We start from the raw sequence: 22,475 nt of genomic DNA on the forward strand, positions 1-22,475 counted from the left end.
TCCTTATGGTTCAATTGTCACCAGTAATCGGATATCGTCTTCTTGCAGATTGAATGATGATGCGCGGACTGAAATGCCATCGTCCAACGGAATTTCCGTCAACTTGAGCAGCACTTCTTCCTCCGCAGGCATCACTTCCATAAACTCCGGAAGTTCAACCGAATCTCTAAGCAACTTTAACGCAGATTCGGGAGGAATATCCAGCATACCGACTTCAACCGACTTCTGTTCCAGCAATAAATTGCCATCTTCTTGAACAAGCGGTTCAAATTTCATCAAAATCGGCAAAGTCACTGAAAAAATAGTAAGCTCTGTCGATATACTGACATCATCATTAACCGATAATGCCAGCGGAATCGGCTGGTCTTTCATGGCATCCTGGATATAGGTGTTGGCAATTCCTTCGAAATCAGCTTTTGTCGTATTGACCACTACCGTATTGCCGGCAGCAGGAGCATTTTTCAGCGCCTGATAAGATGTATAATCCTTCGGCGGAGTGGTCACATAAAGTACGACTCCCACTAATGCCAAAGCATTCAGCGCCAGCAATATAAAGAAAGCGATACGCCATTTTTTCATAATGTCACCACCCCTATTCTTGATAGCTTAATCCACATTCTTCCATCCGTTCCAGGATACGTTCAGTCATTAAGTCGTAGCCTTTGCTGTTCGGATGAAAAAAGTCAGAATGGTAAACCAAGTTTTTATTGCCGGCGAACAAATCACTGACAGGCACAAAGCATGCCTGTGGATCCTGTTCTGCCCTTTCCTGCATCGCATCGTTGTATGAAGCGATAATTTGATCGAACTCCTCGACTTCATCCGTGATGAGCGAGAAAGGATTGTAGATGCCCATTACGATCATAGGGGCATTCGGGTTGATGTCCCGGATTGCCGTAAAAATCGTATCGAATCGATTTTCATAAAGAATCAGTTCATCAGCAAAAGCTTCCATATTCAATGAAAACAGATCACGTTTGACGATCCGCATAACATCGTTGCCGCCAATCGTCATCGTCAGGTAATCCGCTTCCGCCACAGGGCCTGTGAGTTCACCTTGCTGGAACATTGCCAGTAATTGATCGCTGCGGCGTCCCCGTTTAGCGGTATTTTCAACAGCGACTCCTTCAATCCCTTGCCAGGTCCGGATTTCGGCTGCTATCCGGCCTGTATAGCCACCCAGATTTTCCGTATCGCCTACACCTTGAGACAAGGAATCCCCAAGCGCTGTGAGAATCACTGCTTGAGGAATGAAATTCGGCGGAACGGTGTATGGATTGATGGCCGGTTCGCTTCTTGGTTCCGCTTCTTCATTGCCAAAGATAAACGTTGGACTGCACCCCGCTACTATACCCATGGACAAAATGACAATAATAAACAGGATGCGCTTCAAATTTGTCTCTCCTTTTTCAAATGGGCCTTACCACTTCAGTTAATCCGTGTAGTACATAAAACCAATCGCTCCAATACCCGTATGGGTGGAGATGACTGGAGTTGTAAAATCGAATTTAATATCCGTAAAACCCGTTTCCTTGATTTTTTCCCGCAATGGTTCAGCCATCGCCAAACCATTGGCATGGGCAATGCCGACACCTTTGACTATTTTTCCCGCTGTACGCTCCATGAAATCTTTCATCAAGTAATCCACCACTTGCTTATGGCTTCTGACTTTGGCAACCGGCGTATACTCTCCATCATCCAAAGAAGCGATCGGCTTGATCTTCATCAATGACCCCAATAATGCGCGGCCTTTACCGATACGGCCGCCTTTCACCAAATTATCGAGCGTATCCACTACGACGAACAGCTTGGTGTTAAGACGGATCTGTTCTACGCGCTCCACGATTTCTTCCATTGACTTTCCATCTTTCGCCATATCAGCAGCCTCGAAAACCTGGAATGTCAGTGCATGGGAAATATAGCGTGAATCTATGACCGTAACATCCGAATCTGTCAGCTGAGCTGCGGTTTTTGCCGATTCGACAGTGCCGCTCATTCCGCCGGTCATGTGGATTGATAAGATTTGATCTCCATTTTCGCCTAGTTTGTCATAAAGCTCCTTGAATACACCAGGAGCCGGCTGTGAGCTTTTCGGCATTTCATCGGAATTTTTCATCAATTCAAGAAAAGATTCAGGCTCAAGGTCAACCCGATCCAGATAGGTTTTCCCACCGATTTGAATTGTCAAAGGAACTACATGCAAGTCGTATTTTTCAATGACCTCCGGTTTCAGATCAGCGGTCGAATCCGTGACAATATGAATCTTGGACATGAAATCACTTCCTTCTTCTTTACTTAGTTTAAGGAATTATAGAACAGTAAACAACTGATAGGGCTGCCACCTCTTTCAAAATCCGACCTCAGTTGGTGGCTGTGGATAGAGAAAGCGTTGAAACAGCTTCAGCAATTTGCGTCCGAACCAATGTAATCGCTTCTTTTGAATCCAGCGTTCCGATCAATTCAGCAGAGATGGGATTCAAAATCTGGACCTTGACGTCCGCTGGCAAGACCTTGTTGTTATTTTTTTCCATTATATCGGAAGTTCCATGAATCGCAATCGGTAGAATAGGTACACCTGCATCTTTCGCAATGCGCATGAACCCGGACTTGAATTCACCCAATCCCTGTCCTTTGCTTCTAGTCCCTTCAGGAAAAATCAAGATCGAATGGCCATCTTTCAATTTTTCGACTGTATCGGTGATGGACTTCAATGCGCTCCGGCGATCGGTGCGATCCAAAAAGACGCAATTCATCTGTTCCATATACATGGAGATGATCGGCAGTTTTTTTACTTCTTTTTTGGAAATGAAGCCGAAAGGTTTCGGGATTGTCGAAAGCAGGACCGGGATATCAAAATTCCCCTCATGATTACTGACGAAAAGGGCAGGTCCTTCAGGTAAATTTTCCAGTCCGGTGATCGAGACGGTGCTTTTCGTCCGCTCCATAATGCCGGAAGCCCATTTTTGGGGCTCTATATGGATCAGTTGATCATATTCCTGTATGCTCAGCTGAGGTTTCTGCTTCATGCACTTTTTCAGGTTCACTGCACTGAATGGCAAATAGCCGAAAAGAAACGAGAATGTCCGAATCGAATTGAACATGGTCTATTTCTTTTTGCGCCGTTCGTATACCAGATACGAAAAAGGCACTTCGTTTGAAATTTGCTGTTCCGACTCTGAAACGAGCTTCCATTCACGTCCGTATTCCGGGAAGTAGGTGTCCCCTTCAAACGACTGATGTACAAGCGTGATGTATAAGCGGTCTGCATCGTCCAGCACCGAGTTGAAGATCTGCTCGCCGCCGATGATCATAACTTCTTCATGGACTTCTTTGGCTAATTTTACGGCATCCTGTATGTTATGGACGATATCGACTCCTTCTGCCTCATAATCATCATTGCGAGTGACGACGATATTGCGGCGCTTCGGAAGCGGACGGCCGATGGATTCATACGTGTTGCGCCCCATGACGATGCCTTTCCCAATGGTGTGTTCTTTAAAATAAGCTAAATCTGCTGGGATATGCCAAGGCAATTCGTTGTCTATTCCGATGACACGGTTTTGATCATGCGCTACCATCAATGAAATCATGCATTTTCCTCCTATACCGCTCTTCGGCGGGTCCTGAACTCTAATGTTCAGGCTTTTTTGTTGTTAAATAAATCCGATTAAACTGCGACCGGCGCTTTGATCCGCGGATGTGGATCATAGCCTTCGATTGTAATATCCGCCAGAGTCAAGTCAAAAATCGATTCGACGTCTTCGTTGATTTTTAAAGTCGGCAATGGTTTTGGCTCTCTTGTCAATTGTTCATTCACCTGTTCCAGATGATTGGAATACAGATGGGTATCGCCTGTCGTATGGACGAAATCGCCGACTTCCAACTTGCATTCCCGTGCAATGAGGTGTGTCAAAAGCGCATAGGAGGCGATATTGAAGGGCACGCCTAAAAAGACATCTGCACTGCGCTGATAAAGTTGGCAGGACAGTTTGCCATCCGCTACATAGAATTGGAACATGATGTGGCATGGCGGCAAAGCCATATCATCAATGAATTCGGGATTCCAGGCAGTGACCAGATGACGGCGGGAATCCGGGTTTTTCTTGATCGACTCAATGACATTCTTCAATTGGTCGATGGTTCCGCCTTGTGTGGTTGCCCACGAGCGCCATTGCTTGCCGTAAACCGGCCCCAGGTCACCGTACTTTTCTGCAAACTCAGGATTTTCGATGACTTTCCGTTGGAAGCCTTGCATTTCCATCTTATACAGTTCCTCAAATTCCGGTTCTTTTTGCGCACGGCGGCCGAAATCAGTCATATCGGGACCTGCATACTCATCGCTTGCGACCCATTGGGCAAACGCCCATTCATCCCATATATGATTATTGTCCTGCAGTAAAGCCCGGACATTGGTGTCGCCTTTGATGAACCAGAGAAGCTCCGAAACGATCAAGCGAAACGCCGTTTTTTTAGTGGTCATCAGTGGAAACCCTTCAGTTAAATCGAATCGCATCTGGTGGCCGAAGACACTTAAGGTTCCTGTACCTGTACGATCTTCCTTAGTCGCTCCGTTATGTAGAATATGTTCGCATAAATCTAAATATTGTTTCATGTAAATCGCCTCCATTATTAAGTTTAATCATAACAATACTGCTGGTGTTAATAAAGATTTTAAATTTAAATTAAACCTGAGAATCATTATTTCAGATGCCGCTTCGGTCGCTTTGGGCAAGGCTCACACAATAAGCCGGGAAGTACACCCGTCTTATCGCTCCGCCCAGCCCGGGGACGCGCCGGCGCTAAGAGATTGGTAAATTCAAAGCGAACTCATTTTTCTACTGTATAATTCGCCAAAACAAAAAACCGTCACATAGTGAGCGGTTTAGGAGAGCCATTTCGGTGGTGTATTTTTGGACCAGTAAATATCGCCCACAGTTATGTGCTTTTGGAAGTCATCTTCGGCCAGATGGTAATGGAAATTGAAAGAATAGCCAACTTGCGGCTTTTTCTCCGTTCTGACATGGAAGCGGATTTCATCTTTATTGGTCTCGGTATCATAGACATGAAAAATCTTTTCTGAGTAGTCGCCGGACGGCTTCTCAGAAATAGCCAGTTTGCTCAATTTACCGGAATCGAGAGACGCCAGATGAACGTCGATCGCCCGCTGGATGTTCGGCAGGATCATGGTCTGGAATTCATCCTGTATCACAGGACCGATCCGCGAACCGAACTTCAGGTAAGACTGCTCCTCGGCAGACTGATGTACTGTGTCAAGAATGGACTCACCGGTAATGTAGAACTCGCTCGGATCGATCCAATCATACGTATATTCTTTGTTATCGCTTTCCGCTGCATGTGATTTCGGTTGGCCTTTTTCGTCCAGAAGCGACTCCCAGATTAGATGGTTCGGAGAGATGGCACCCAATGTTAAAACGGCAACTGAAATCATCAGCGACTTTTGCCACCAATTTTTCATCAACATCACCTTTTCATTTATGAACATTTTAGTAACACGCTTGCTTATTTATACGAATTTTATTGGTAAAGGTTTCATCTTCTTGAAATTCATTGTACAATAAAGTCATTAACAACGCCTTGTTTTTTTGAAAAGGAGGAATTTTTCATGGATGCATCATTATTGATCGGACTGGGTCTTCTATTTATGCTCGTATACTTGACTTCACTTTCTTTTACAGACTAATAAGCAATAAAAAAACTTCCTGGATTTCAGGAAGTTTTTTTATTGCTTACTTTTTTGAATGGCAGGAGATTACACCGTAATGGAATTTTGTATTCGGACGTACACGCCGGGTAAAACCGAAGCGTTCAAAATCCGCTGAGCGAAAATGCGCTTTCAGGACAATCGACTTGCGCGCTACCCTTTCCGCTTCGGCCATCCACTGATCTGTCAATTGCCCCTGATCAGCAGGACCTCTTAGAGGGGTGAAATTGGATGCTTCCGTAATTTCTTCCGTGAACATCGGATCCATGTAGATCACGTCAATCGAATCTGTTTCAAGCTTCTCCAGAAACGACACCGCATCGGATGAAATCACTTGGATGCGCTTCATCGCCTTTTCCAAATGCGGCATGCCGCCATATTGCTGCAAGCCCCGTCCTATGACGTATGCGAGGACTGGGTGGCTCTCACAACCAAACACCTTCCCTTGGTCACCAACACGCTGAGAAGCCACAATCGAATCAGATGCCAACCCCAAGGTGCAGTCCAGAAAAGAGTCGCCTGGCTGTAAACCCGATACTTCGATCAATGGGTCTTGTTCAAGCGGCCTTTTTGTCCGGAAGGCCGCTGAATTCGGATGAAAAAAGAACGGCTCGTTTTTACCCAGTGGATAAAACTCGAGCCGTTCCTTTAAACAGACCAGAAGATCCGCTCTTTCATCCATATGCAATCTTTCGATGGAGCGTTTATTGCGTGGAATCTGTTCGAGCGAAAGATCTGCTGAAACGCGGCCGGCCTGTTCGAAGATGTGCGAAGTTGGCCGGTACGCTGTGGTGATGACCGTTTTCACTGAGCAGCCACCTGTTCAAGGGCCTGTGCCAAATGGTCGCGGATCTGTTCCATCGGATAACCTTCAATGTGTTCACGCGGAATAAAGTGAGCCAATTGGCCATCCTTCAATACGGCAATTGAGGGTGAAGACGGTGGAACCTCTTCGAAATAATTACGCATCTGTGCAGTCGCTTCCTTATCCTGTCCAGCGAATACCGTCACCAGGTGTTCGGGCTTAGTTTCCACTGTCTGCAGCGCTTCAATTACTGCCGGACGCGCTAAACCTGCTGCACAGCCGCAGACTGAATTAATGACTACAAGACTTGTCCCTTCAGAACTGCTCATATGGTCGTTGACCTCTTCAGCCGTCAATAACTCCTTGAATCCTGCGCCGGTCAATTCCTGGCGCATAGGCACAACTATGCCTTTCATGTACTCATCGTATGCGTTCATGCTTTCGCCCCTTTTCCTAGTATATATTGTGTTGCGTATCGAGAATCTTATCTCTTTTAGTGTAACCCAGATAGACTGGAATTTCATAGTGTGCTGTTTTATTTCCGTAAAACTAAAAAACCTGCGGAAAGATCATCTACCTTCATATGTGTTCGTTAAAATTTGTTAGCTAATTCCCGACTATGCTATTCGCAGTGTATCAATGCAAATGGCTACAGTATGGTAAGTAATGTGATGGGGGAGTTATCACACGCTTGTGTTATAGTTTTGGCTAAAGGACATTCAAGTATTTTATTTAGTCGAATTCCAGCTATGGAAATGAGGAATTGCGATGAGTCCAGAAAATATAAAGGAATTTTTGACAACCAGTTGTCGATACAACAGTGCAAAAATCACTCATGCATTCAGCTAAGACGGTGTCTTCTTGATTTGTGCAAAGTGCATTCCTTCAACTACAATCTTGGAACTGACTTTTCTCGAAGATCATAAAGTAGAATTATACAGTTCTATGGCCGAAGCCTTGAAAATAGCGGAGTTGCAACTCAATTCATGCCGTGGCACTTATCCCTTATTTTTAAGGGAGTTTCCGTTTTTCAGAAATAGTGAGTTCCATTACGTTTATAAACCTCGCCTCGGATTCACTGACAAGTGAAACAGCTAAGTCTAAACCTGAAAGAGAGCGACTTTTATGAAATTGGATCATATTAAAGATCTTTTGCAGATTACCTGCCATTTCAACACTTCTTCAATCACGCATACATTCGCTATCGAAGATAGTGAGAACACACTTAAAGTCAAGTGCATAAAGGACACATTCATCCTAGAGATCACATCCAGTGGCAGCCACAAGGTCGAATACCACACGTCTATTGATGAAGCAGCTGAAAGCATTTTCAATAAAATCTACTCTACTAACCTCCCTTAAAAGGGAGGTTTTTTTGCCTGCTGCTCATCATGTTAATCCCAAGAAAAAAAGCACCCGGTTGGATGCTCTCGAAATTAATCATTTTGTTGAAAACTGGTATACAGATTCTTAAGGTATTTATCCGGATGCGGCATTGGATGGTTTTTGCCTCTTTTGGTGTTTTTTTGGTAACTTTCAAAAGCTGCATTGATCAGTTCCCAATCTTCTGGGTAATCAATTTTAAAATTAGTTTTAAAAACATGCCAACTCATATCTATGCCGTATTTTTTAATCATAGCTTCTATTTTTTTCTTTTTTGCGGGAAATACTGCACTGCCCATAACATCACTCTTTTCTCTTATCAATATACAGTAAAATTGAAACTTTGAATATGGCTTACTTCATATCTTTTAACATACTATCCTAATACCCAGACAAATTAAAAAGCCATCCCTTAGGACGACTTAAATAGTGAGATTTGAATGCCTTCAACGGATGGTGGGCGAAGAATGATGGAGCTTCCGACTTCTTCTACCGTGTAATCCTTTAAATATTCTTCTACATCTTGTGGATGTTCTGCCACTGCTTCTCTTATGAGTTCACTGATGATCAACGAACTTCTTTTTTGATTCAATACTACGCCATTGACTGTAAGATTCACCTGAAACCCTCCTATGTATACATACAAGATAGCATAAATTTAATACCAATAAACGTATACAAGGACCTAATAATTTTTAATAAAAATGAACAATATTGATATATTCATATCTTTTGATGCAGAAAGTGATTTTATAGTCCTATTTTATCCTATATATATGCCATTACCTACTCACGAAACGCGAATTCCTGATAACAAAAAAACTACCCGAAATGGGTAGTTAGGGAACACTTCAGTTAGTCAACTTTCCTTTTCGAATGCCAGATTGTCAAACAGCCCCGGCACCAGCCGATTGACTGCAAAGCTTTGCGTGAGTCCGCAGTGGCCACATCCGGTGACCACTAAAGGAAACTTGCCCGTTGTCGATTTCCCCAAAAACAGAAGTTCATCAACCATTACAGGGTCTTTGTTACCGCAAGCTGTGCACGTTTTGCTGACACCTTTGTCATTCAAAGTTTTTGCGATGACTTCCAACTGATCTTTCGTGAGCCTCATTTTCATCTACCTTCCTTTCTTTAAAGAACTGCCTATCCCAGCTTGTCGTATTCTTTGTTGATGAAATCGAGCATTTTGCTGAAGATGTCGTATTCGAACCATTCATATGAAGTGTCCTGATCGTATTTTCCATCGTCCTTTATCTCCAGATTATTGGAAGACAGCTGAACAATCTGCGTATCATCGATATCGTCTTCCTGCTCTCTTACTTTCTGTTCCTTAAATTGCTTGCTTACTTTTTCGAAAAAAGCATCACGTTTTTGGCGATCTTCAAATTCCCATGATTCGTACTTTCCACTGGATAAGATTTCTATTGAATAAACGCTGTTTGCCATACGTATTCCTCCTAGTAAATTATGACTCCCTTTTTATCTCGGTTAGGAGCACTTTACCTCTTAATGGACCGAAGGAAACATTTTATTTGGAACAAGTTGACTTGATGACAGATAAAAGCCGATGACTTTTCAGTCACCGGCCTCCAATTTTATTGGTCTTTCATCGCTTCGCGCGCTTCGGTCATTTGTTTCCAAACGGACCCTTTGGCGTCTTCGCCCAGTTCGATGCGTGCGATCGCCATTTTAATCTGGAGCTTCACTTCAAACTCCGGATCATCTTCTGCTTGCTTCAATGCCGGCAACGCTGCTTCTGTCCCTGTTTCATACAGGAACATCGCCGCTCTCCAGCGAACCAGTTTGTTTTTATCCTTCAACGTGTCCATCATGATCGGTTCAAACTCTTCAAAACCAAGGTCACTGATGGTATCTCCTGCTGTTCTGCGGACGGCCCAGCTCTTGTCTTTCATTGCACGCTCGACATAAGGCACCACTGCTTTATCCTTGATGTCTCCAAGGAAAATGGCGGCCTGGCGGCGAATGGACATTTTTTCATCATCCAGTGCAAGAGACAGCAACGGCAGGTCGTCAACATCCGCTTCAATCATTTGATCGAGCAGTTGGAAACGCGTTTCCCAATCAGGCGCGTTGAATTCCTCTGCAGAAATCCTGCGACCCCGCGGTGCTGCTTGTGCCTGCTCTGCATCTTCTTTCGTTGTCAGCGCGTCCAGACGATCCTGCGGATAAGCGGCTTCGATTTCCTCCACCATGCTTTTGCCGATTTCGCCTTTGTCGCCGTAACGGACGCCGTAATCGGTCCATTTACGCTGCAGCAGATAGTTTTCCTCTGTCGGGTCCATGACCAGCTTCATAGCAGCGACAAACCGCTCCGGCATCCCAAAACGTTCTTCAGAGCTGTTGTCGAACACTTTGACCTGCAACGGAATTCCTTTGAATTCCTGGACATGTACATAAACTTCCCCGAAATGTTCGTCCAATTCGATTTCATCGTTCGTATGCTCCCGGTCTTCACCGAAGACATTACGGACCTGAGCCAAAATCGTTTCCCAGTCAAACTTCGAGATGCGCTCGACTGCCAAAAAGTCGGCGACGTGGTAAACGCCTTTGACACCCTCAATCGAAAGCAGTTCTTGAACTTCTTTCGGTGCATCTATCAGATTTTCTTTATTGTAATTGTGGCTTTTGCCGAATGGCAACTCCTGATCGATGATCACTTTCATCGTATTCGGACTTGGTGTCGGTTCAATCGTAATGATTTTCACAAAAAATCCCTCCTGCAATTAATAGATCATGCTTCTGCGATTTCCTGAAGATGGGTCCAGCGCTCGATCAATGCATCATAGTCGGCCGTGAGTGCATTGACTTCTTCTGTCAGCTTCTGCAGCTTATCATAATCTGCACCAGCCAGAGCCATTTCCTCTTCGCGTGCTTCGATTTTCGCTTCCGCTTGTGCAATCTTTTCAAGAATGCCATCGTATTCCTGCTGTTCTTTATAGGTCATTTTCTTTTTTGGTTTTACAGGCTCAGCCACAGCCGTTTCTACAAGCTCTTGTTCAGCCAAGGCAACCGGATTATTTTTCTCTTTGATGAATTCAGAGTACAAGCCTTGATATTCTTCAATTTGGCCGGTGCCTGTCGTCCATAATTTCCGCGCGATGCGGTCAAGGAAAAAGCGATCATGGGAAATCGTGATGACGACGCCTGGGAAGTTTTCCAGGAAATCCTCTAAAACTGAGAGGGTCTGGATATCCAGATCGTTTGTCGGCTCATCCAGGAACAGGATATTCGGTTGTTCCATCAATAATTTCAGTAAATACAGGCGTTTGCGCTCGCCGCCCGACAGTTTGCCGATTTGCGTGCCATGGCCATTCGATGGGAACAAGAAGCGTTCGAGCATCTGCGTTGCAGACAGGCGCACTCCTTTTTCAGCTTCAAAATCACTGGATGTTTCCTGGATATATTCGATCATGCGCTGGGATTCGTCCATTTCCGGCAAATGCTGGGTGAAGTGGGCAATTTTCACCGTACTGCCGTATTCCATCTTGCCGGTAGTCGGTTCCAGTTCGCCAGCCAACATTTTCATCAAGGTCGATTTGCCGGCGCCATTCGGCCCGACGATGCCGATGCGGTCTCCGCCCTGCAATAGGAAATCGAAGCCACTGAAGATCTGCTTGTCGCCGAAAGCGATGCCCATGTCCTTGCCTTCGATGATTTTCTTGCCAAGACGCTGGCTTTGCATCGATAGTTCCAGTGATGTATTGTCGTTTACTTTTTGAACATCTTCTTTAATTTCATCGAAACGCTGAATCCGTGCTTTTTGTTTGGTCGAACGCGCTTTTGCTCCGCGACGAATCCATTTCAATTCTGAACGGAAGCGGTTTTCGAGTTTTTGCTGAGACGAAGCATTCATTTCGTCACGAATCGCTTTGTTCTCCAAATAGTCTCCGTAGTTCCCTTTATGGGTATACATCGTCTGATCTGCAATCTCAAAGATATGTGTAGAGACGGCATCCAGGAAGTAACGGTCATGGGTAACAAATAGCATAGCTGAACCCATACGCAATAAAGTTTCCTGAAGCCATTCCGTTGAAATTGCGTCCAGATGGTTGGTCGGCTCATCCAGCAGGATCAAGTCCGCTGGTTCGATCAAAGCTTTGGCAAGAGCGACACGTTTGCGCTGTCCGCCCGAAAGCTCGCTGACCACCTGATCATACATATCGATTCCCAGCTTGGATAAAGCAGTTTTAGCCAAGGCATTGATGTCCCAGGCGTTATCCTGCTCCATTTTTTCCTGAATATCCATCAACTCGTCCTGCAATTTAGTGGAACTTGAATCGACCATCATATTTTTCAAAGCATTCTCATAGGCTCGGTTTAACACCAGTATCGGCGAATCACCCGAAAACACTGTTTCAAGAACTGTCAATGACTCATCGAATTCCGGCTCCTGCATCAAATACGTAATACGGTATTTTTTCGGATGGTCCATAACGACCTTATCAGCATCCATTGTTCCTGCCAAAATGGACATCAAGGTCGATTTCCCTGTTCCGTTGACGCCGATCAATCCGGCGCGCTCTCCTGGATACAATGAAAATTCGACATCCTTGAATAATGTTTTGGCTCCAACTGTTTTTGTTAATTTCGTAATATTTAAGTGGCTCATTTATTCCCATCCGTTTCTGTTTGTAGTTGCTTTAAAAAGGATAGCATAAATTCATGGCGTTCTTCAGCCATCTGCTTACCAGTTTCCGTAGTCATTTGATCTTTCAGCAGCAAAAGTTTTTCATAGAAATGCGTGACGCTGCTAGGTTGTGCTTCCCGGTATTCCTGTTCAGTCATTTCTGTTCGTGCTTTTTCGTTCCAATCGTAGAGTTTTCGCCCTTTGGCTCCTCCATAGGCAAATGCACGCGCGATACCGATCGCTCCGATGGCATCCAAGCGGTCTGCATCCTGGACGATTTTCGCTTCGATGCTTGCTGCCGGCTTGCCGTTGCCGCCTTTGAAGGAAACCGAAGAGATGACGTCCTGGATCTTTTGCCGCTGGACCTCCGGCAGCTCCAGGCGATCCAGGATGTCCTGCTCCAAATCCTCTTCGGGTTTTTTGTATTTCGGATCCGAGACATCGTGCAGCAGCACCGCGAGTTCGACGATGTACGCATCCGCCCGCTCCTGCTCCAATATGATTTCTGCATTTTTCAATACCCGTTCAACGTGCTGCCAATCATGGCTGGCATCGAACTGCTCATAGATTTTCTTCACTTCATTACGGCATTGCTTGATTTTTTCCTGGTCCATGCTTCCGCTCCTATCGCCTGTTTCTTCTATTATAACCTGAAATACAATCAAAATGCCTGTATTCCCAACGATTATTGACGTTTCGATAGGCTTCATGTATAGTATAGCCATCCATAACATGGCGTCTATAGGTCCATGGCATACTCAATAATAGGGGGAACTCGCATGCACCAGGGAACAGTGAAATGGTTTAACTCAGAAAAAGGTTACGGATTTATTGAGTATAATGATGGTGATGATGTGTTTGTCCATTTTACAGGCATCCAAGGCGATGGGTTTCGGACATTGACCGAAGGCAAGACCGTGTCATTCGATATTATTGATGGCAATCGCGGACCACAGGCTGCAAATGTTATTCAAACCGATTCAGAATAATCCAATATAAAAAAGCAGGAACGGATTCCGTTCCTGCTTTTTATTTTTTGTCCGTTTAAACCCATGTATAATTTTTGCCCCAGCTTTCACGAGCCAATGCTTCTATTTTCTCTACGTCTGAATCCTCAACCATAATCAGGTCGCCTTGTTCATAAGGATTATAATGGAAGGCGTACATCCGGGAAGTGAATTGATGGAATGGCAAGGAAGATTCGCCTTCCAGCTCCCCATTTCCCTGTACGCTCGTCAGGATGCCTTGGCCCCAATTCTGTCCGCTGTCATTATTCGGATTATAAAAGTAGACGCGGTATTCACCTTGTGGATCTTTTGCTATCCGCTGAATCGATACGGCATGCAACCCCAAAAGATTGCCATGTACATTGGTGATGTAGATTCCCACAGGATTCGGGTAAATCATTTCATACCCTTCGTTGTATTCGGGATGATGGGTAGCATAGAACAACCGGACAAAAGCTGCATAGTCAGCTGCATAGCCGGTTAACGGGTCGATGATATTGGCAAAACCCCGGGAAATCCATTCGCCGTAAAACTCAGGATTGACCCATTTATGGCCATCTTCTCCCCGCAATATCGTTTTTTTCATCATTTCATTGTAGATTTTGTCGAGATGAGGAACCAGTACGATGGAGACAGGATCCAGATCCTGATGAATTTCCTCGGCGACACCGCCGATCACCATATTGGAATGGATCTGTTCCCCTTCAAACGTCATATCGATATCATTTTCACGTACAGCACGGGCAATGTATTCAAGCAATTGGCCGATGCCATGCTGCGCCCAAAGGCTCAGCGCTCTCGCCGACTGGCATGTCGGGTTCAACCCCTGGCCGATGCCAAGAGGCTGGCCGAGCACATTGATGACTCCTCCCACCAGTACACCGTTCGCAGTGATGCCGCCTTTTCTGAATTCCGGTTTCATCAGCAGCTGCTTCACTTCCGGTTGGATGTCGATCTCAAAAAGCCTTCTGAGTGCCGGCAGCAAAGGCTCCTGGGTCAGCACACCACGGTCCAGCATTTTCGACAAGCCATAAACCACTTTGCTCGTTTGCGGATGAACGGAAATTTGAATCATGTCCCGAATCAATTCCGGATTGGCATTCAGACTCGCCTGGCCTTGTTCAGTTAAGCTTAAAGCATCACTCAATAGATGAGGATATTTCCGGTTGAGATAGCGCAAGAACACTGCATTGACCGGCGACACCAACCCGGTTTCGTCGATGGATTTCGCAAATGCCTGTGCTTCTTGCTGCAGGGTTTCTTCGCTTTCCTTCATCAACTGAAGGCGGTACGACTTCAAATCCGGGTACTGCTCGCTCAATGCAGTCGGATACGTAATGGCTTTCTTAAAATAAAGCAGCCGATTTTTGGTTTCGTCAGAGATGTTTTCATCAATCATGCGCGTAGCCGTTTCAATCATTAAGACGATCCGGTCCACCATGATGGGGCGCTGGACTGTCAAACGCTCGATTTCCTCCACTAATTTCTCAGCGACCGCTTTATACGAAAGCTTGCCGCCGAGAAAGCGGAATAAGCGCTCACCTCTTTCGAGATGCTCGCCCCCACCTGCTACTCTCGCTTCTTCGGTTTCGGGCGGAAACAAAAGATCCAGATTCAACGCCAGCACTTCATTCAGGAAAGTGGCCGCTTCTTCTGAAGAAACTTCAGGGTGTTCATATTTCCCTTCAGCTATCGCCAGCATCCGGAGTTCGCTTAGCAGTTCCACTAACGAATTGATGCCTTTGATCTTTAAAGATCCTCCGACGAATGGTGCTTCCAGGTTTGAAGCGTCTGCCCAAGGTCCGCCATGATAGACTCCTGCTTGATCAAACTGGGGCGCAAATTCATACAATTGAGCCAGACCCTCTTCTGTAGCAGCAAGTTCAGTCGCCAATTGGAACACATTTGTCTGATACATGCTTTTGGCGAATGGCTTGGCGTCTTCAAGTGTTTGAAGTGCTTGTCCGAATTTATCTTTTGTCGTTAATTCAGTTGTCATTAAAATTCCTCCAAGCTATTAATGATAAAAATCATAGTCTTCATATTGCTTCAGCAATTCCTGCATCTGATCGCTGTCTTGTCCAAAAAAGAACAATGTTCCGTAGTGGTTACCGAATCCTACACGTTCCGCCACTTTGGATGTTACCGGTATGAACAGGTCATGCTTTTCGAAATAGGGATTACTTTTCAATTCTTCCGGCACATCCAGTTTCTCAATCAGGCGGACGCGCGGATAAACCATCAAGCTTCCGGCATAGCCTTTCGCCGAAACGACTTCTTCAGGGAAGAAATTGTCCAGTTCTTCCGAAGGCGTATCAGGATCGCTGCAAAGAATTTGCGCCTGGAATGCATTGAAGCCATACGCCCGTTCAATCAAGTCAAAGATATGGCCACCTGGCACACGCGCTGCCACTTCACCGAAATTTAAAGTTCCATCATGGGAGATGAAGTATTCAGGATGGATGACGCCATATTGGATTTCAAATGAATCAACCAGTTTCTGTACCTGTTCGAGGATCTGCGGTCGCCATTCTTCAAGTGCGGGCGAGGCAGGAACGAAATTGGAATGTCCCAATCTCACATATTCCGTAATATTGAGGAACTTGACCTGGCCATCGTGGATGAACGCTTCACAGGAAAATTCCTGTCCGTCCAAATGGCTCTCCATGAGGTATGGAAATTCCTGATCACCGATTTTATCGATATCGCCAGCATCCCGAATCATCATATGCCCCACTGTTCCTGCTTTGTTCAATGGTTTTATGTGGATCGGGTCGTTCAAGTCTCCGTCTATTTTAATTAAGGCATCGTTCACACGTTTCAGGAACCGATGGATGTCGTCTTTGGTGTAGGCTTCTTCAAAAACGCCTACTTTAATCCCCGACATTTGAGCTTTCCGCTTCATCAGCCCTTTATCGCGCAGCAAAAGAGAGCGGTTGAAGATCCGCGGATCGTCGAACAGCCTTGCATTCAACGCCCCCGCCCATTCCACCGTTTCTTCATAGATGGGAACTGTCACTTTCGTGTTCATTTCTTTCAGCCGTTCGTAAAGTTCATCTGACCCTTCATTGAGCCGGTCAAAATCCCAGCCGATAAAGTTGATGTCGTTTTCGTCAGCAAAAGACTGGAAATCCGGTGGACCGACCACGACATAAGGCCTGTCCAACTTATCAATCGCTTCGATTGCGGGTAGACTCCACCCTAATAATGCCGTAAGCTTTTGTTGCTCATTTGTTCCCGACATACTAACACTCCTTAATCCGTAGTTTAGAAATTCGTGCATACTTTTACTATTGCCCAGTCAAAGTATTCTAAACATACAGATTATTCAATTTTCATTGATTTCGTTGAGCGGAGCAAGAATAAGAAAGAAAAGAATATCTTCTCTTGATTGTTGGAGAATGTTGCCTATACATGGCTGCCGAAAAACAAATCTTCAGGAAAGCCAAATAGAGAGCCCGGGACGGTTATTCTGTCCCGGGCTCTCTATTTATCATTTATCGCTGGTTCCAACTTTATTGAGTTCGTTTCCTAAAAATTGCAGTTGGGTTCCGACTGTGCAATTGCTGATGCAAAATCTGTGGGCAGCGGTTTTCCCTTCATCTTTGCGAAGTTGGGTTCTCACAAAACAGCCTTCACAGTATGTCGACAGCATTTCATCGATTTCATTGATAATAGAAACTTTTTTCACTTAGTCACCTCATAGCAAATCGTCATTTCCTCATTCTACTACGCATTTGTTTTTTATTGCAACAATAGTTATACTGACTGAGGACATTTTTACGGTACCAAGCGGTTCGCAAATTCCCGCTTTACCAAAACTAAGGAGGAAGTTTTTTTGTTTAATGAATTTTGGGGACTCGGCTTTGCCTTGTTCAATTTTGTACTGTTATTGATCATGTATAAATTTTTCGGGAAGACCGGTTTGTTTGCGTGGGTAGCTATTTCCACGGTACTGGCCAATATCCAAGTCACGAAGACCATTGAAATTATCGGACTCACTGCTACATTAGGAAATAGCCTGTACGCATCGACATTTCTGGCGACTGATATTTTGAACGAAAAGTATGGCAAAAAAGAAGCGAAAAAAGCAGTTTGGCTCGGCTTTTCCTCCCTGCTCATCATGGTGCTGGTCATGCAGTTCGGGATCAAGTTCATCCCCGCAGACAGCGATTTCGCACAAGGCTCTTTGGAAACGATCTTCGGTCTTGTTCCGCAGATCGCCATCGGCAGCATGGTGGCTTATCTTGCCAGTCAGCACTTGGATGTCATCATCTTCGGGGCGCTTCGTAAAATCTTCCCGAAAGACAGCCAATTTTGGATTCGCAACAACGGCTCAACCTTGTTGAGTCAATTGCTTGATACCTTGATTTTTACATCCATCGCTTTTTGGGGAGTGTTTCCATTTGATGTATGGCTGCAAATATTCATTTCGACATACGTGTTGAAATTTATTGTATCCATCATGGATACCCCATTCGGCTATTTGGCGAAAATCATGAAACCCATTGATGAAAAGTAGGTGATTCGATGCTGGAAGTATTTGTGGATGCGGCCTCTGCTGGAACTCCTCAAGTCAGTGCAGTCGGTGTTTTCATCCGCGGTGAGGGCCATTTGATCCACTGGAGCGAATATGTGGGGGAAATGGACAATCATACTGCAGAATTCACCGCGCTGGTAAAAGGGCTGGAGCTTGCGAAAGGGCTATCATCAGGAATGGTGTCCATCAAGTCTGATTCCCAGGTTACGGTCGATGCCTTTGAAAAAAGATCGATCAAGAATCCAAAGTTCAAGCCTCTTTTGGCCAAAGCACTGGAAATCGGCGATCAATTCGATTTTTGTTTTATCAAGTGGATTCCAGACTCACAGAACCGGGCAGCGGATGCGCTGGCAAGAACCGAGCTTCGTGCACATAAGTAATCTGTCCCATCTGTGGCAGCCGTCCTTTATTTTTATGGACGGCTGTTTGGTTTCTATGCATACGCTGCAGCTAAAGTCTGATAAGATTGAGTTATCATCATTTATTGGAGGAAGCTTATGAGAACTAAACTTGGTACTGCTCTTGATATTTTCATTCTGGTCATCGGACCCTGGATCGTCTATACGCGAATCGTGGAAATGATGCAAAATGGAGTTTCTGTTTATCCGATGGTTTCAGTGGTTATCGTAACCGTTGCGGTAATATTCTCCATCTATAATCTATATTTACTAGTGGTGCGCAAACAACAGGACAATACGAAAAAATAATTTGAAAAGAGGCTGTAATCGTGAAATCAGTTTTGTTCTATTTTATCCCGCTGCTGGTTTTTGCGGTGATTAATAATGTGGTCTCTGCTTTATCGTGGCCGCATTACCTGGTTTTGCTGCTGGCATTCCTGGTTTTTCAGCTGGCACGCATACGCTATCCGAAAGACGCATTGCCGACGATTGCAAAAATCACACAAGCGGCTTTCTACATATTGACGGTTGCCACCATTTTCCGTGACCAGTTTTTAAGCCCATTGATCATTAACGTGCTTCTTGGTATCACATTGGGATTAGTGATCGTTGAGATTATCCAGACGAAAAAAAAGCCAGCCTGAGATGGCGAAAGACCATAGCCGGACTCGAATGATTCGAGTCTGATTATGGTCTTTTTTTGTACAGCCATGATGAACAAATTTGCTTCTTGGATTGCACAACTTTTTTTCTAAAGGGGTAAAATAGGTTAGTTTTCTTCATCTCGTAAAGTACCAAACGACTACCAGGACGATGGCAACGATAACCCAAGTAAGGATGCGGATCAGATTCTGCTTTTTGCGGATTTCTTCCTGTTCTTTTACGTCTTTCATAAACGGCATGAAATCACCTCCTTCAGTATATTATTTCCTATCAGCGTATTAATCCATTAAGATGGAAAAAAGGAGGTTATTTCGTGAGAAAAATTTTACTCCCCTCTCTCTCCCTCTTCCTGTTGGCAGGCTGCAACAATGCCGCACCGAATCCGGAAGAAGCGACCGCTCCTTTCGAAGAGATTGCCACAGACCTTGAGGCTCCCTGGGCCATCAATAAAACCGGTGAAGAATTCTATATTTCGGAACGGCCGGGCAGTGTTGCCCATGTAGCTGATGATGGGACTATGACGCGCCAGGAAGTCAACTTTTCCGATACGCTTTCCAGTGCCGCAGAGGCAGGATTCTTGGGCTTCGTTTTAAAGCAGGATTTTGAAGAAAGCCAGGAAGCCTACGGGTATTATGTGTATGAGCGTGATGGTGAAGACTACAATAAAATTATCACACTGCTTTTGGAAAATGGCCAGTGGCAGGAAAATGAAGTGCTGCTGGAAGGAATTCCGACAGGCAATGTCCACCACGGCGGCCGACTGGAATTGGACCCGGACGGAACCCTTTTTGCGGCCATCGGGGATGCTTCGACTCCGGAGCTTGCGCAGGACTTAGGGTCTGTCAACGGCAAAATCCTAAAGCTGAATTCTTCCAATGAATTTGAGATCTATTCCCATGGCCACCGAAATCCGCAAGGTCTTGCCTGGGATGAAGAGACGATGTATGCTTCAGAACACGGCCGATCAGCCAACGATGAAATCAACATCATTGAAGAAGGAAACAACTATGGATGGCCAACCATTGAAGGCGAAGAAACTGAAGAAGGACTCGAATCTCCTTTCTATACAACCGGCTCCGCTGAAACCTGGGCCCCGAGTGGAATTGCGATCCACAATGACGCACTTTATGTAGCTGCCCTCCGCGGGACAGCCATTCAAGTATTGGACCTAGATAACGCTGAAGTGACAGACTCGATTGAAGGCTTCGGCCGTGTCCGGGATGTACATTCTGATGGGGACTCACTCTATTTCATCAGCAATAACACGGATGGCCGGGGTACGCCCGCTGAAGGAGACGATAAACTCTACAAACTGAATGAATAGCAAAAGGTGTATTGGCTGAGTCCAATACACCTTTTCTTTTATAGTTTATAACAGTATGCCGCTAAATGAACTTCACCATCAGATTTTCATCGATGTATTTTTCAGGTGTTTTCATCGATTTGATTTCCGTTCCGTATTTTTCAAAGCCCAGCCCTTCATATAAAGCAATTGCTGGCAGGTTTTCACTGGCGACCATCAGATCCAGCCGCTCCAATCCTTCCCAGTTCTCAGCAAAACGAAAGAGCTCCTGCATCAATCGCCAGGCGATCCCGTTGCCTCTTTGGCCAGGTGTTACATAAACAGCAACCACCGATGCCCGGTGATTCAGCTTTGGCGTCCTATTTCGCACAAGCGTTACATTGCCGCATAAAGCGCCGTCTGCAAAAGCACCAAAAGTGGCGGCATTCTCCAAAGCCAAGTTCTCTGCCGTCTTTTCAACCGGCCTTCTGATGGCATCTTCCAGTCTCGTAGTGAAGGAATCGGGACTGTCCCGCAAAGCTTCGATGCGCAAGTCATAATATGCCTGTGTATCTGTAACATCCAATTTCCTGATTTCCATGGGCTGACATCCTTTTATCTGAATTCCTGTGTGACGGTTCCCTTGCCGTTGGAGACATGGATTTCCGCATAGGCACCATTGACAAAGATAATTTGCGGCGGTACATGTCCCAGGTCGATATCAAAAACAATCGGCAGATTAAGATCATCCGACAGATCCTGATACATCTTTTCGACCGTGTATCCCTCGACCGGTTCATTCGCTGCACTTCGCCCAAAGGCAATGCCGGCACAATCTTCAAACCATCCAGCATATTTCATCCCTGTCAGCGAGCGTTTCAAATCCGTAACGGACATTTCACAATTCTCCAGATACCAGACGACTTTCTCACCAGGGATGTGCTTGTCTCTGAAAGCCTGGAATTCCCCGTACGGTGTCCCGATCAGGTGGCGGATCACATCGATGCAGCCACCCAGCAGCCGGCCTGAGATTGTTTCGTCGGCGCCTGAAACGGTTTTCCAGCTGGTAGGCTCCGTCAAATGAAAGACTACCGGTGATGGCTCTGAATGATTCCATTGTTTCTGGAAATGCGACGAAGACTTTTGTATTACGGTTTCTCCGGCTCCAGTCTTCAGAACTGACAGCCACTGTCCCGTTGTTTCATCACTCTTTTCGCCACGCAGATCCACAATATTGGTTCCATGGGCGGTGGCTAGTCCGGTATTCAAGGTAATCGCCAGCAATAACAAGCTGAGATCCGAATATCCCAGTAACCATTTAGGCTGAATTTTTGAAAAATCCAGGTATTCCAGTATTTCAATCAGCAACTCGCCGCCCCATGGAGGGAAAATGAAATCGATCTCTGGATCATTCACCATGTCCATGAACTCTTCCGCACGCTTTTTCGCGGATGCCGATTTGGCCAACTCCTGCGTCCAGGCGGTTTCTCCCGTTTCAATCCGGAAGCCGTTCTGCTGCTGGCGGGCAATCGCCTGTTTCAGTAGAGCGTGCTGTTCTTTTCCCACACCCGAAGACGGTGCTGTAATCCCAATTGTTTTTAAGGTTTTTGCAGGATAACGAATCATCCAATAGTCCCCCTTTATGAGTTAAACGAAATAAAACAAAGAAAAAATCATCGCCATTAAAATAGCAGCGCCTGAACAGAACCATAATGCATGACCCATCAATTCGAGAAAACGGCTTGGTTCTTTATCCAGTCTTTTCCCTTTAAATTGGGAGAAGTCAGGCGGTGTTTCTCTTTTTTGACTAGTTTTCTTTGTTTCCATCATCTTTGAATCTGTCGTCGTGTTCATCATCTTCCTCCTAAAATCAGTTGCAATAAAATCAGTTTGTTGTCTTTCATTATACTAAACTTAACTTGAGAATAAAGTCCCCTTTTCTACTTATTGGCATTTTTCAGAATTAAACAGAGGCATGTTTTGCCTGCAGGGACTCATACAGGGTATATTAGGAGAGAAGAGAA

At 45.2% G+C, this 22,475-nt stretch carries 30 protein-coding genes; 7 read left to right on the top strand and 23 right to left on the bottom strand.

All coding sequences use genetic code 11. From position 1 onward, the window contains the following. Positions 1-3: 3 nt before the first annotated feature. The 9 genes from Q0785_RS07180 to Q0785_RS07220 all read right to left on the bottom strand — a co-directional run bounded on the left by Q0785_RS07180 (position 4) and on the right by Q0785_RS07220 (position 6,964). Positions 4-579: a YpmS family protein gene (locus tag Q0785_RS07180; protein ID WP_298827708.1), complete on the bottom strand. Its 576-nt coding sequence runs from the start codon at positions 577-579 to the stop codon at positions 4-6. Positions 580-592: 13 nt separating this feature from the next. Then, entirely contained in the window at positions 593-1,393 is an 801-nt protein-coding gene (locus tag Q0785_RS07185; RefSeq protein WP_298827711.1) for a GDSL-type esterase/lipase family protein, read from the bottom strand. Positions 1,394-1,432: 39 nt separating this feature from the next. Next, complete coding sequence (locus Q0785_RS07190) at positions 1,433-2,272, bottom strand: DegV family protein (RefSeq protein ID WP_298827713.1); 840 nt, start codon at positions 2,270-2,272, stop codon at positions 1,433-1,435. Between the two features lie 88 nt (positions 2,273-2,360). Continuing rightward, positions 2,361-3,101 carry a lysophospholipid acyltransferase family protein gene (locus tag Q0785_RS07195; RefSeq protein ID WP_298827715.1) on the bottom strand — a complete coding sequence of 247 codons (741 nt, stop codon included), beginning with the start codon at positions 3,099-3,101 and terminating at the stop codon, positions 2,361-2,363. Positions 3,102-3,104: 3 nt separating this feature from the next. After that, the gene (locus Q0785_RS07200) at positions 3,105-3,590 is read right to left on the bottom strand and encodes a dihydrofolate reductase (protein WP_298827717.1); all 486 of its coding nucleotides are present in this window, start codon (positions 3,588-3,590) and stop codon (positions 3,105-3,107) included. A gap of 77 nt (positions 3,591-3,667) precedes the next feature. Beyond that, on the bottom strand, positions 3,668-4,612 hold the full coding sequence (locus Q0785_RS07205) for a thymidylate synthase (protein WP_298827720.1): 945 nt from the start codon (positions 4,610-4,612) through the stop codon (positions 3,668-3,670). A 270-nt stretch (positions 4,613-4,882) separates the two neighbouring features. Beyond that, positions 4,883-5,476 (bottom strand): YpjP family protein, encoded by a 594-nt coding sequence (locus tag Q0785_RS07210; protein WP_298827725.1) that lies wholly within the window; start codon positions 5,474-5,476, stop codon positions 4,883-4,885. A gap of 271 nt (positions 5,477-5,747) precedes the next feature. Beyond that, entirely contained in the window at positions 5,748-6,530 is a 783-nt protein-coding gene (locus Q0785_RS07215) for a class I SAM-dependent methyltransferase (protein ID WP_298827728.1), read from the bottom strand. Further along, positions 6,527-6,964, bottom strand: a complete 438-nt coding sequence (locus Q0785_RS07220; protein ID WP_298827731.1) for a BrxA/BrxB family bacilliredoxin — start codon at positions 6,962-6,964, stop codon at positions 6,527-6,529. Before Q0785_RS07220 ends, Q0785_RS07215 begins: the two co-directional genes overlap by 4 nt. A gap of 688 nt (positions 6,965-7,652) precedes the next feature. Here Q0785_RS07220 and Q0785_RS07225 point away from each other — a divergent pair. After that, entirely contained in the window at positions 7,653-7,889 is a 237-nt protein-coding gene (locus Q0785_RS07225) for a hypothetical protein (protein WP_298827734.1), read from the top strand. A gap of 74 nt (positions 7,890-7,963) precedes the next feature. On the opposite strand, the gene Q0785_RS07230 is transcribed toward Q0785_RS07225, so the two are convergent. The 7 genes from Q0785_RS07230 to Q0785_RS07260 all read right to left on the bottom strand — a co-directional run bounded on the left by Q0785_RS07230 (position 7,964) and on the right by Q0785_RS07260 (position 13,175). Further along, positions 7,964-8,209 (bottom strand): hypothetical protein, encoded by a 246-nt coding sequence (locus Q0785_RS07230; RefSeq protein ID WP_298827737.1) that lies wholly within the window; start codon positions 8,207-8,209, stop codon positions 7,964-7,966. 113 nt (positions 8,210-8,322) lie between these two features. Next, positions 8,323-8,529, bottom strand: a complete 207-nt coding sequence (locus Q0785_RS07235) for a hypothetical protein (RefSeq protein ID WP_298827740.1) — start codon at positions 8,527-8,529, stop codon at positions 8,323-8,325. Positions 8,530-8,769: 240 nt separating this feature from the next. Continuing rightward, entirely contained in the window at positions 8,770-9,024 is a 255-nt protein-coding gene (locus tag Q0785_RS07240) for a hypothetical protein (RefSeq protein ID WP_298827743.1), read from the bottom strand. 32 nt (positions 9,025-9,056) lie between these two features. Next, positions 9,057-9,359 (bottom strand): hypothetical protein, encoded by a 303-nt coding sequence (locus Q0785_RS07245; RefSeq protein ID WP_298827746.1) that lies wholly within the window; start codon positions 9,357-9,359, stop codon positions 9,057-9,059. Positions 9,360-9,508: 149 nt separating this feature from the next. Beyond that, positions 9,509-10,639, bottom strand: coding sequence for a conserved virulence factor C family protein (locus Q0785_RS07250; protein ID WP_298827748.1), 1,131 nt, complete (start codon positions 10,637-10,639; stop codon positions 9,509-9,511). A 26-nt stretch (positions 10,640-10,665) separates the two neighbouring features. Next, positions 10,666-12,543: an ABC-F family ATP-binding cassette domain-containing protein gene (locus Q0785_RS07255; protein WP_298827752.1), complete on the bottom strand. Its 1,878-nt coding sequence runs from the start codon at positions 12,541-12,543 to the stop codon at positions 10,666-10,668. Continuing rightward, on the bottom strand, positions 12,540-13,175 hold the full coding sequence (locus Q0785_RS07260; protein ID WP_298827755.1) for an HD domain-containing protein: 636 nt from the start codon (positions 13,173-13,175) through the stop codon (positions 12,540-12,542). Before Q0785_RS07260 ends, Q0785_RS07255 begins: the two co-directional genes overlap by 4 nt. 165 nt (positions 13,176-13,340) lie before the next feature. On the opposite strand from Q0785_RS07260, the gene Q0785_RS07265 reads away from it, so the two are divergent. Next, entirely contained in the window at positions 13,341-13,550 is a 210-nt protein-coding gene (locus Q0785_RS07265; RefSeq protein WP_298827757.1) for a cold shock domain-containing protein, read from the top strand. A gap of 55 nt (positions 13,551-13,605) precedes the next feature. Here Q0785_RS07265 and Q0785_RS07270 read toward each other — a convergent pair whose 3' ends face one another. The 3 genes from Q0785_RS07270 to Q0785_RS07280 form a co-directional block, all read right to left on the bottom strand. Next, positions 13,606-15,567 carry a hypothetical protein gene (locus Q0785_RS07270; protein WP_298827760.1) on the bottom strand — a complete coding sequence of 654 codons (1,962 nt, stop codon included), beginning with the start codon at positions 15,565-15,567 and terminating at the stop codon, positions 13,606-13,608. Positions 15,568-15,585: 18 nt separating this feature from the next. Next, positions 15,586-16,812, bottom strand: coding sequence for an ATP-grasp domain-containing protein (locus Q0785_RS07275; RefSeq protein ID WP_298827762.1), 1,227 nt, complete (start codon positions 16,810-16,812; stop codon positions 15,586-15,588). 249 nt (positions 16,813-17,061) lie between these two features. Continuing rightward, the gene (locus tag Q0785_RS07280; RefSeq protein WP_223632533.1) at positions 17,062-17,259 is read right to left on the bottom strand and encodes a zinc-finger domain-containing protein; all 198 of its coding nucleotides are present in this window, start codon (positions 17,257-17,259) and stop codon (positions 17,062-17,064) included. A 147-nt stretch (positions 17,260-17,406) separates the two neighbouring features. On the opposite strand from Q0785_RS07280, the gene Q0785_RS07285 reads away from it, so the two are divergent. The 4 genes from Q0785_RS07285 to Q0785_RS07300 all read left to right on the top strand — a co-directional run bounded on the left by Q0785_RS07285 (position 17,407) and on the right by Q0785_RS07300 (position 19,150). Next, positions 17,407-18,090: a queuosine precursor transporter gene (locus tag Q0785_RS07285; protein WP_298827766.1), complete on the top strand. Its 684-nt coding sequence runs from the start codon at positions 17,407-17,409 to the stop codon at positions 18,088-18,090. 8 nt (positions 18,091-18,098) lie between these two features. Further along, the gene (locus tag Q0785_RS07290) at positions 18,099-18,488 is read left to right on the top strand and encodes a ribonuclease HI family protein (RefSeq protein WP_223632539.1); all 390 of its coding nucleotides are present in this window, start codon (positions 18,099-18,101) and stop codon (positions 18,486-18,488) included. Positions 18,489-18,605: 117 nt separating this feature from the next. After that, positions 18,606-18,815 (top strand): hypothetical protein, encoded by a 210-nt coding sequence (locus Q0785_RS07295; RefSeq protein WP_223632541.1) that lies wholly within the window; start codon positions 18,606-18,608, stop codon positions 18,813-18,815. 20 nt (positions 18,816-18,835) lie between these two features. Next, the gene (locus tag Q0785_RS07300; protein WP_223632544.1) at positions 18,836-19,150 is read left to right on the top strand and encodes a hypothetical protein; all 315 of its coding nucleotides are present in this window, start codon (positions 18,836-18,838) and stop codon (positions 19,148-19,150) included. Between the two features lie 135 nt (positions 19,151-19,285). Here the strand turns inward: Q0785_RS07300 and Q0785_RS07305 are convergent, their stop codons facing one another. After that, the gene (locus Q0785_RS07305) at positions 19,286-19,408 is read right to left on the bottom strand and encodes a hypothetical protein (protein WP_263298518.1); all 123 of its coding nucleotides are present in this window, start codon (positions 19,406-19,408) and stop codon (positions 19,286-19,288) included. 74 nt (positions 19,409-19,482) lie between these two features. Between Q0785_RS07305 and Q0785_RS07310 the strand changes: the two genes are divergently transcribed. Next, positions 19,483-20,493, top strand: a complete 1,011-nt coding sequence (locus Q0785_RS07310) for a PQQ-dependent sugar dehydrogenase (protein ID WP_298827786.1) — start codon at positions 19,483-19,485, stop codon at positions 20,491-20,493. A gap of 61 nt (positions 20,494-20,554) precedes the next feature. On the opposite strand, the gene Q0785_RS07315 is transcribed toward Q0785_RS07310, so the two are convergent. Genes Q0785_RS07315 through Q0785_RS07325 form a run of 3 tightly spaced genes read right to left on the bottom strand, consistent with a single transcriptional unit; the run spans position 20,555 to position 22,305 of the window. Beyond that, on the bottom strand, positions 20,555-21,052 hold the full coding sequence (locus Q0785_RS07315) for a GNAT family N-acetyltransferase (RefSeq protein ID WP_223632548.1): 498 nt from the start codon (positions 21,050-21,052) through the stop codon (positions 20,555-20,557). A 14-nt stretch (positions 21,053-21,066) separates the two neighbouring features. Further along, a complete protein-coding gene (locus tag Q0785_RS07320) occupies positions 21,067-22,077 on the bottom strand; it encodes a S66 peptidase family protein (protein ID WP_223632550.1) in 1,011 nt (336 codons plus the stop codon). Between the two features lie 21 nt (positions 22,078-22,098). Then, positions 22,099-22,305 carry a hypothetical protein gene (locus Q0785_RS07325; protein WP_223632552.1) on the bottom strand — a complete coding sequence of 69 codons (207 nt, stop codon included), beginning with the start codon at positions 22,303-22,305 and terminating at the stop codon, positions 22,099-22,101. Positions 22,306-22,475: the final 170 nt, after the last annotated feature.

Source organism: uncultured Planococcus sp. (assembly GCF_947501725.1).
GTDB lineage: Bacteria > Bacillota > Bacilli > Bacillales_A > Planococcaceae > Planococcus > Planococcus donghaensis_C.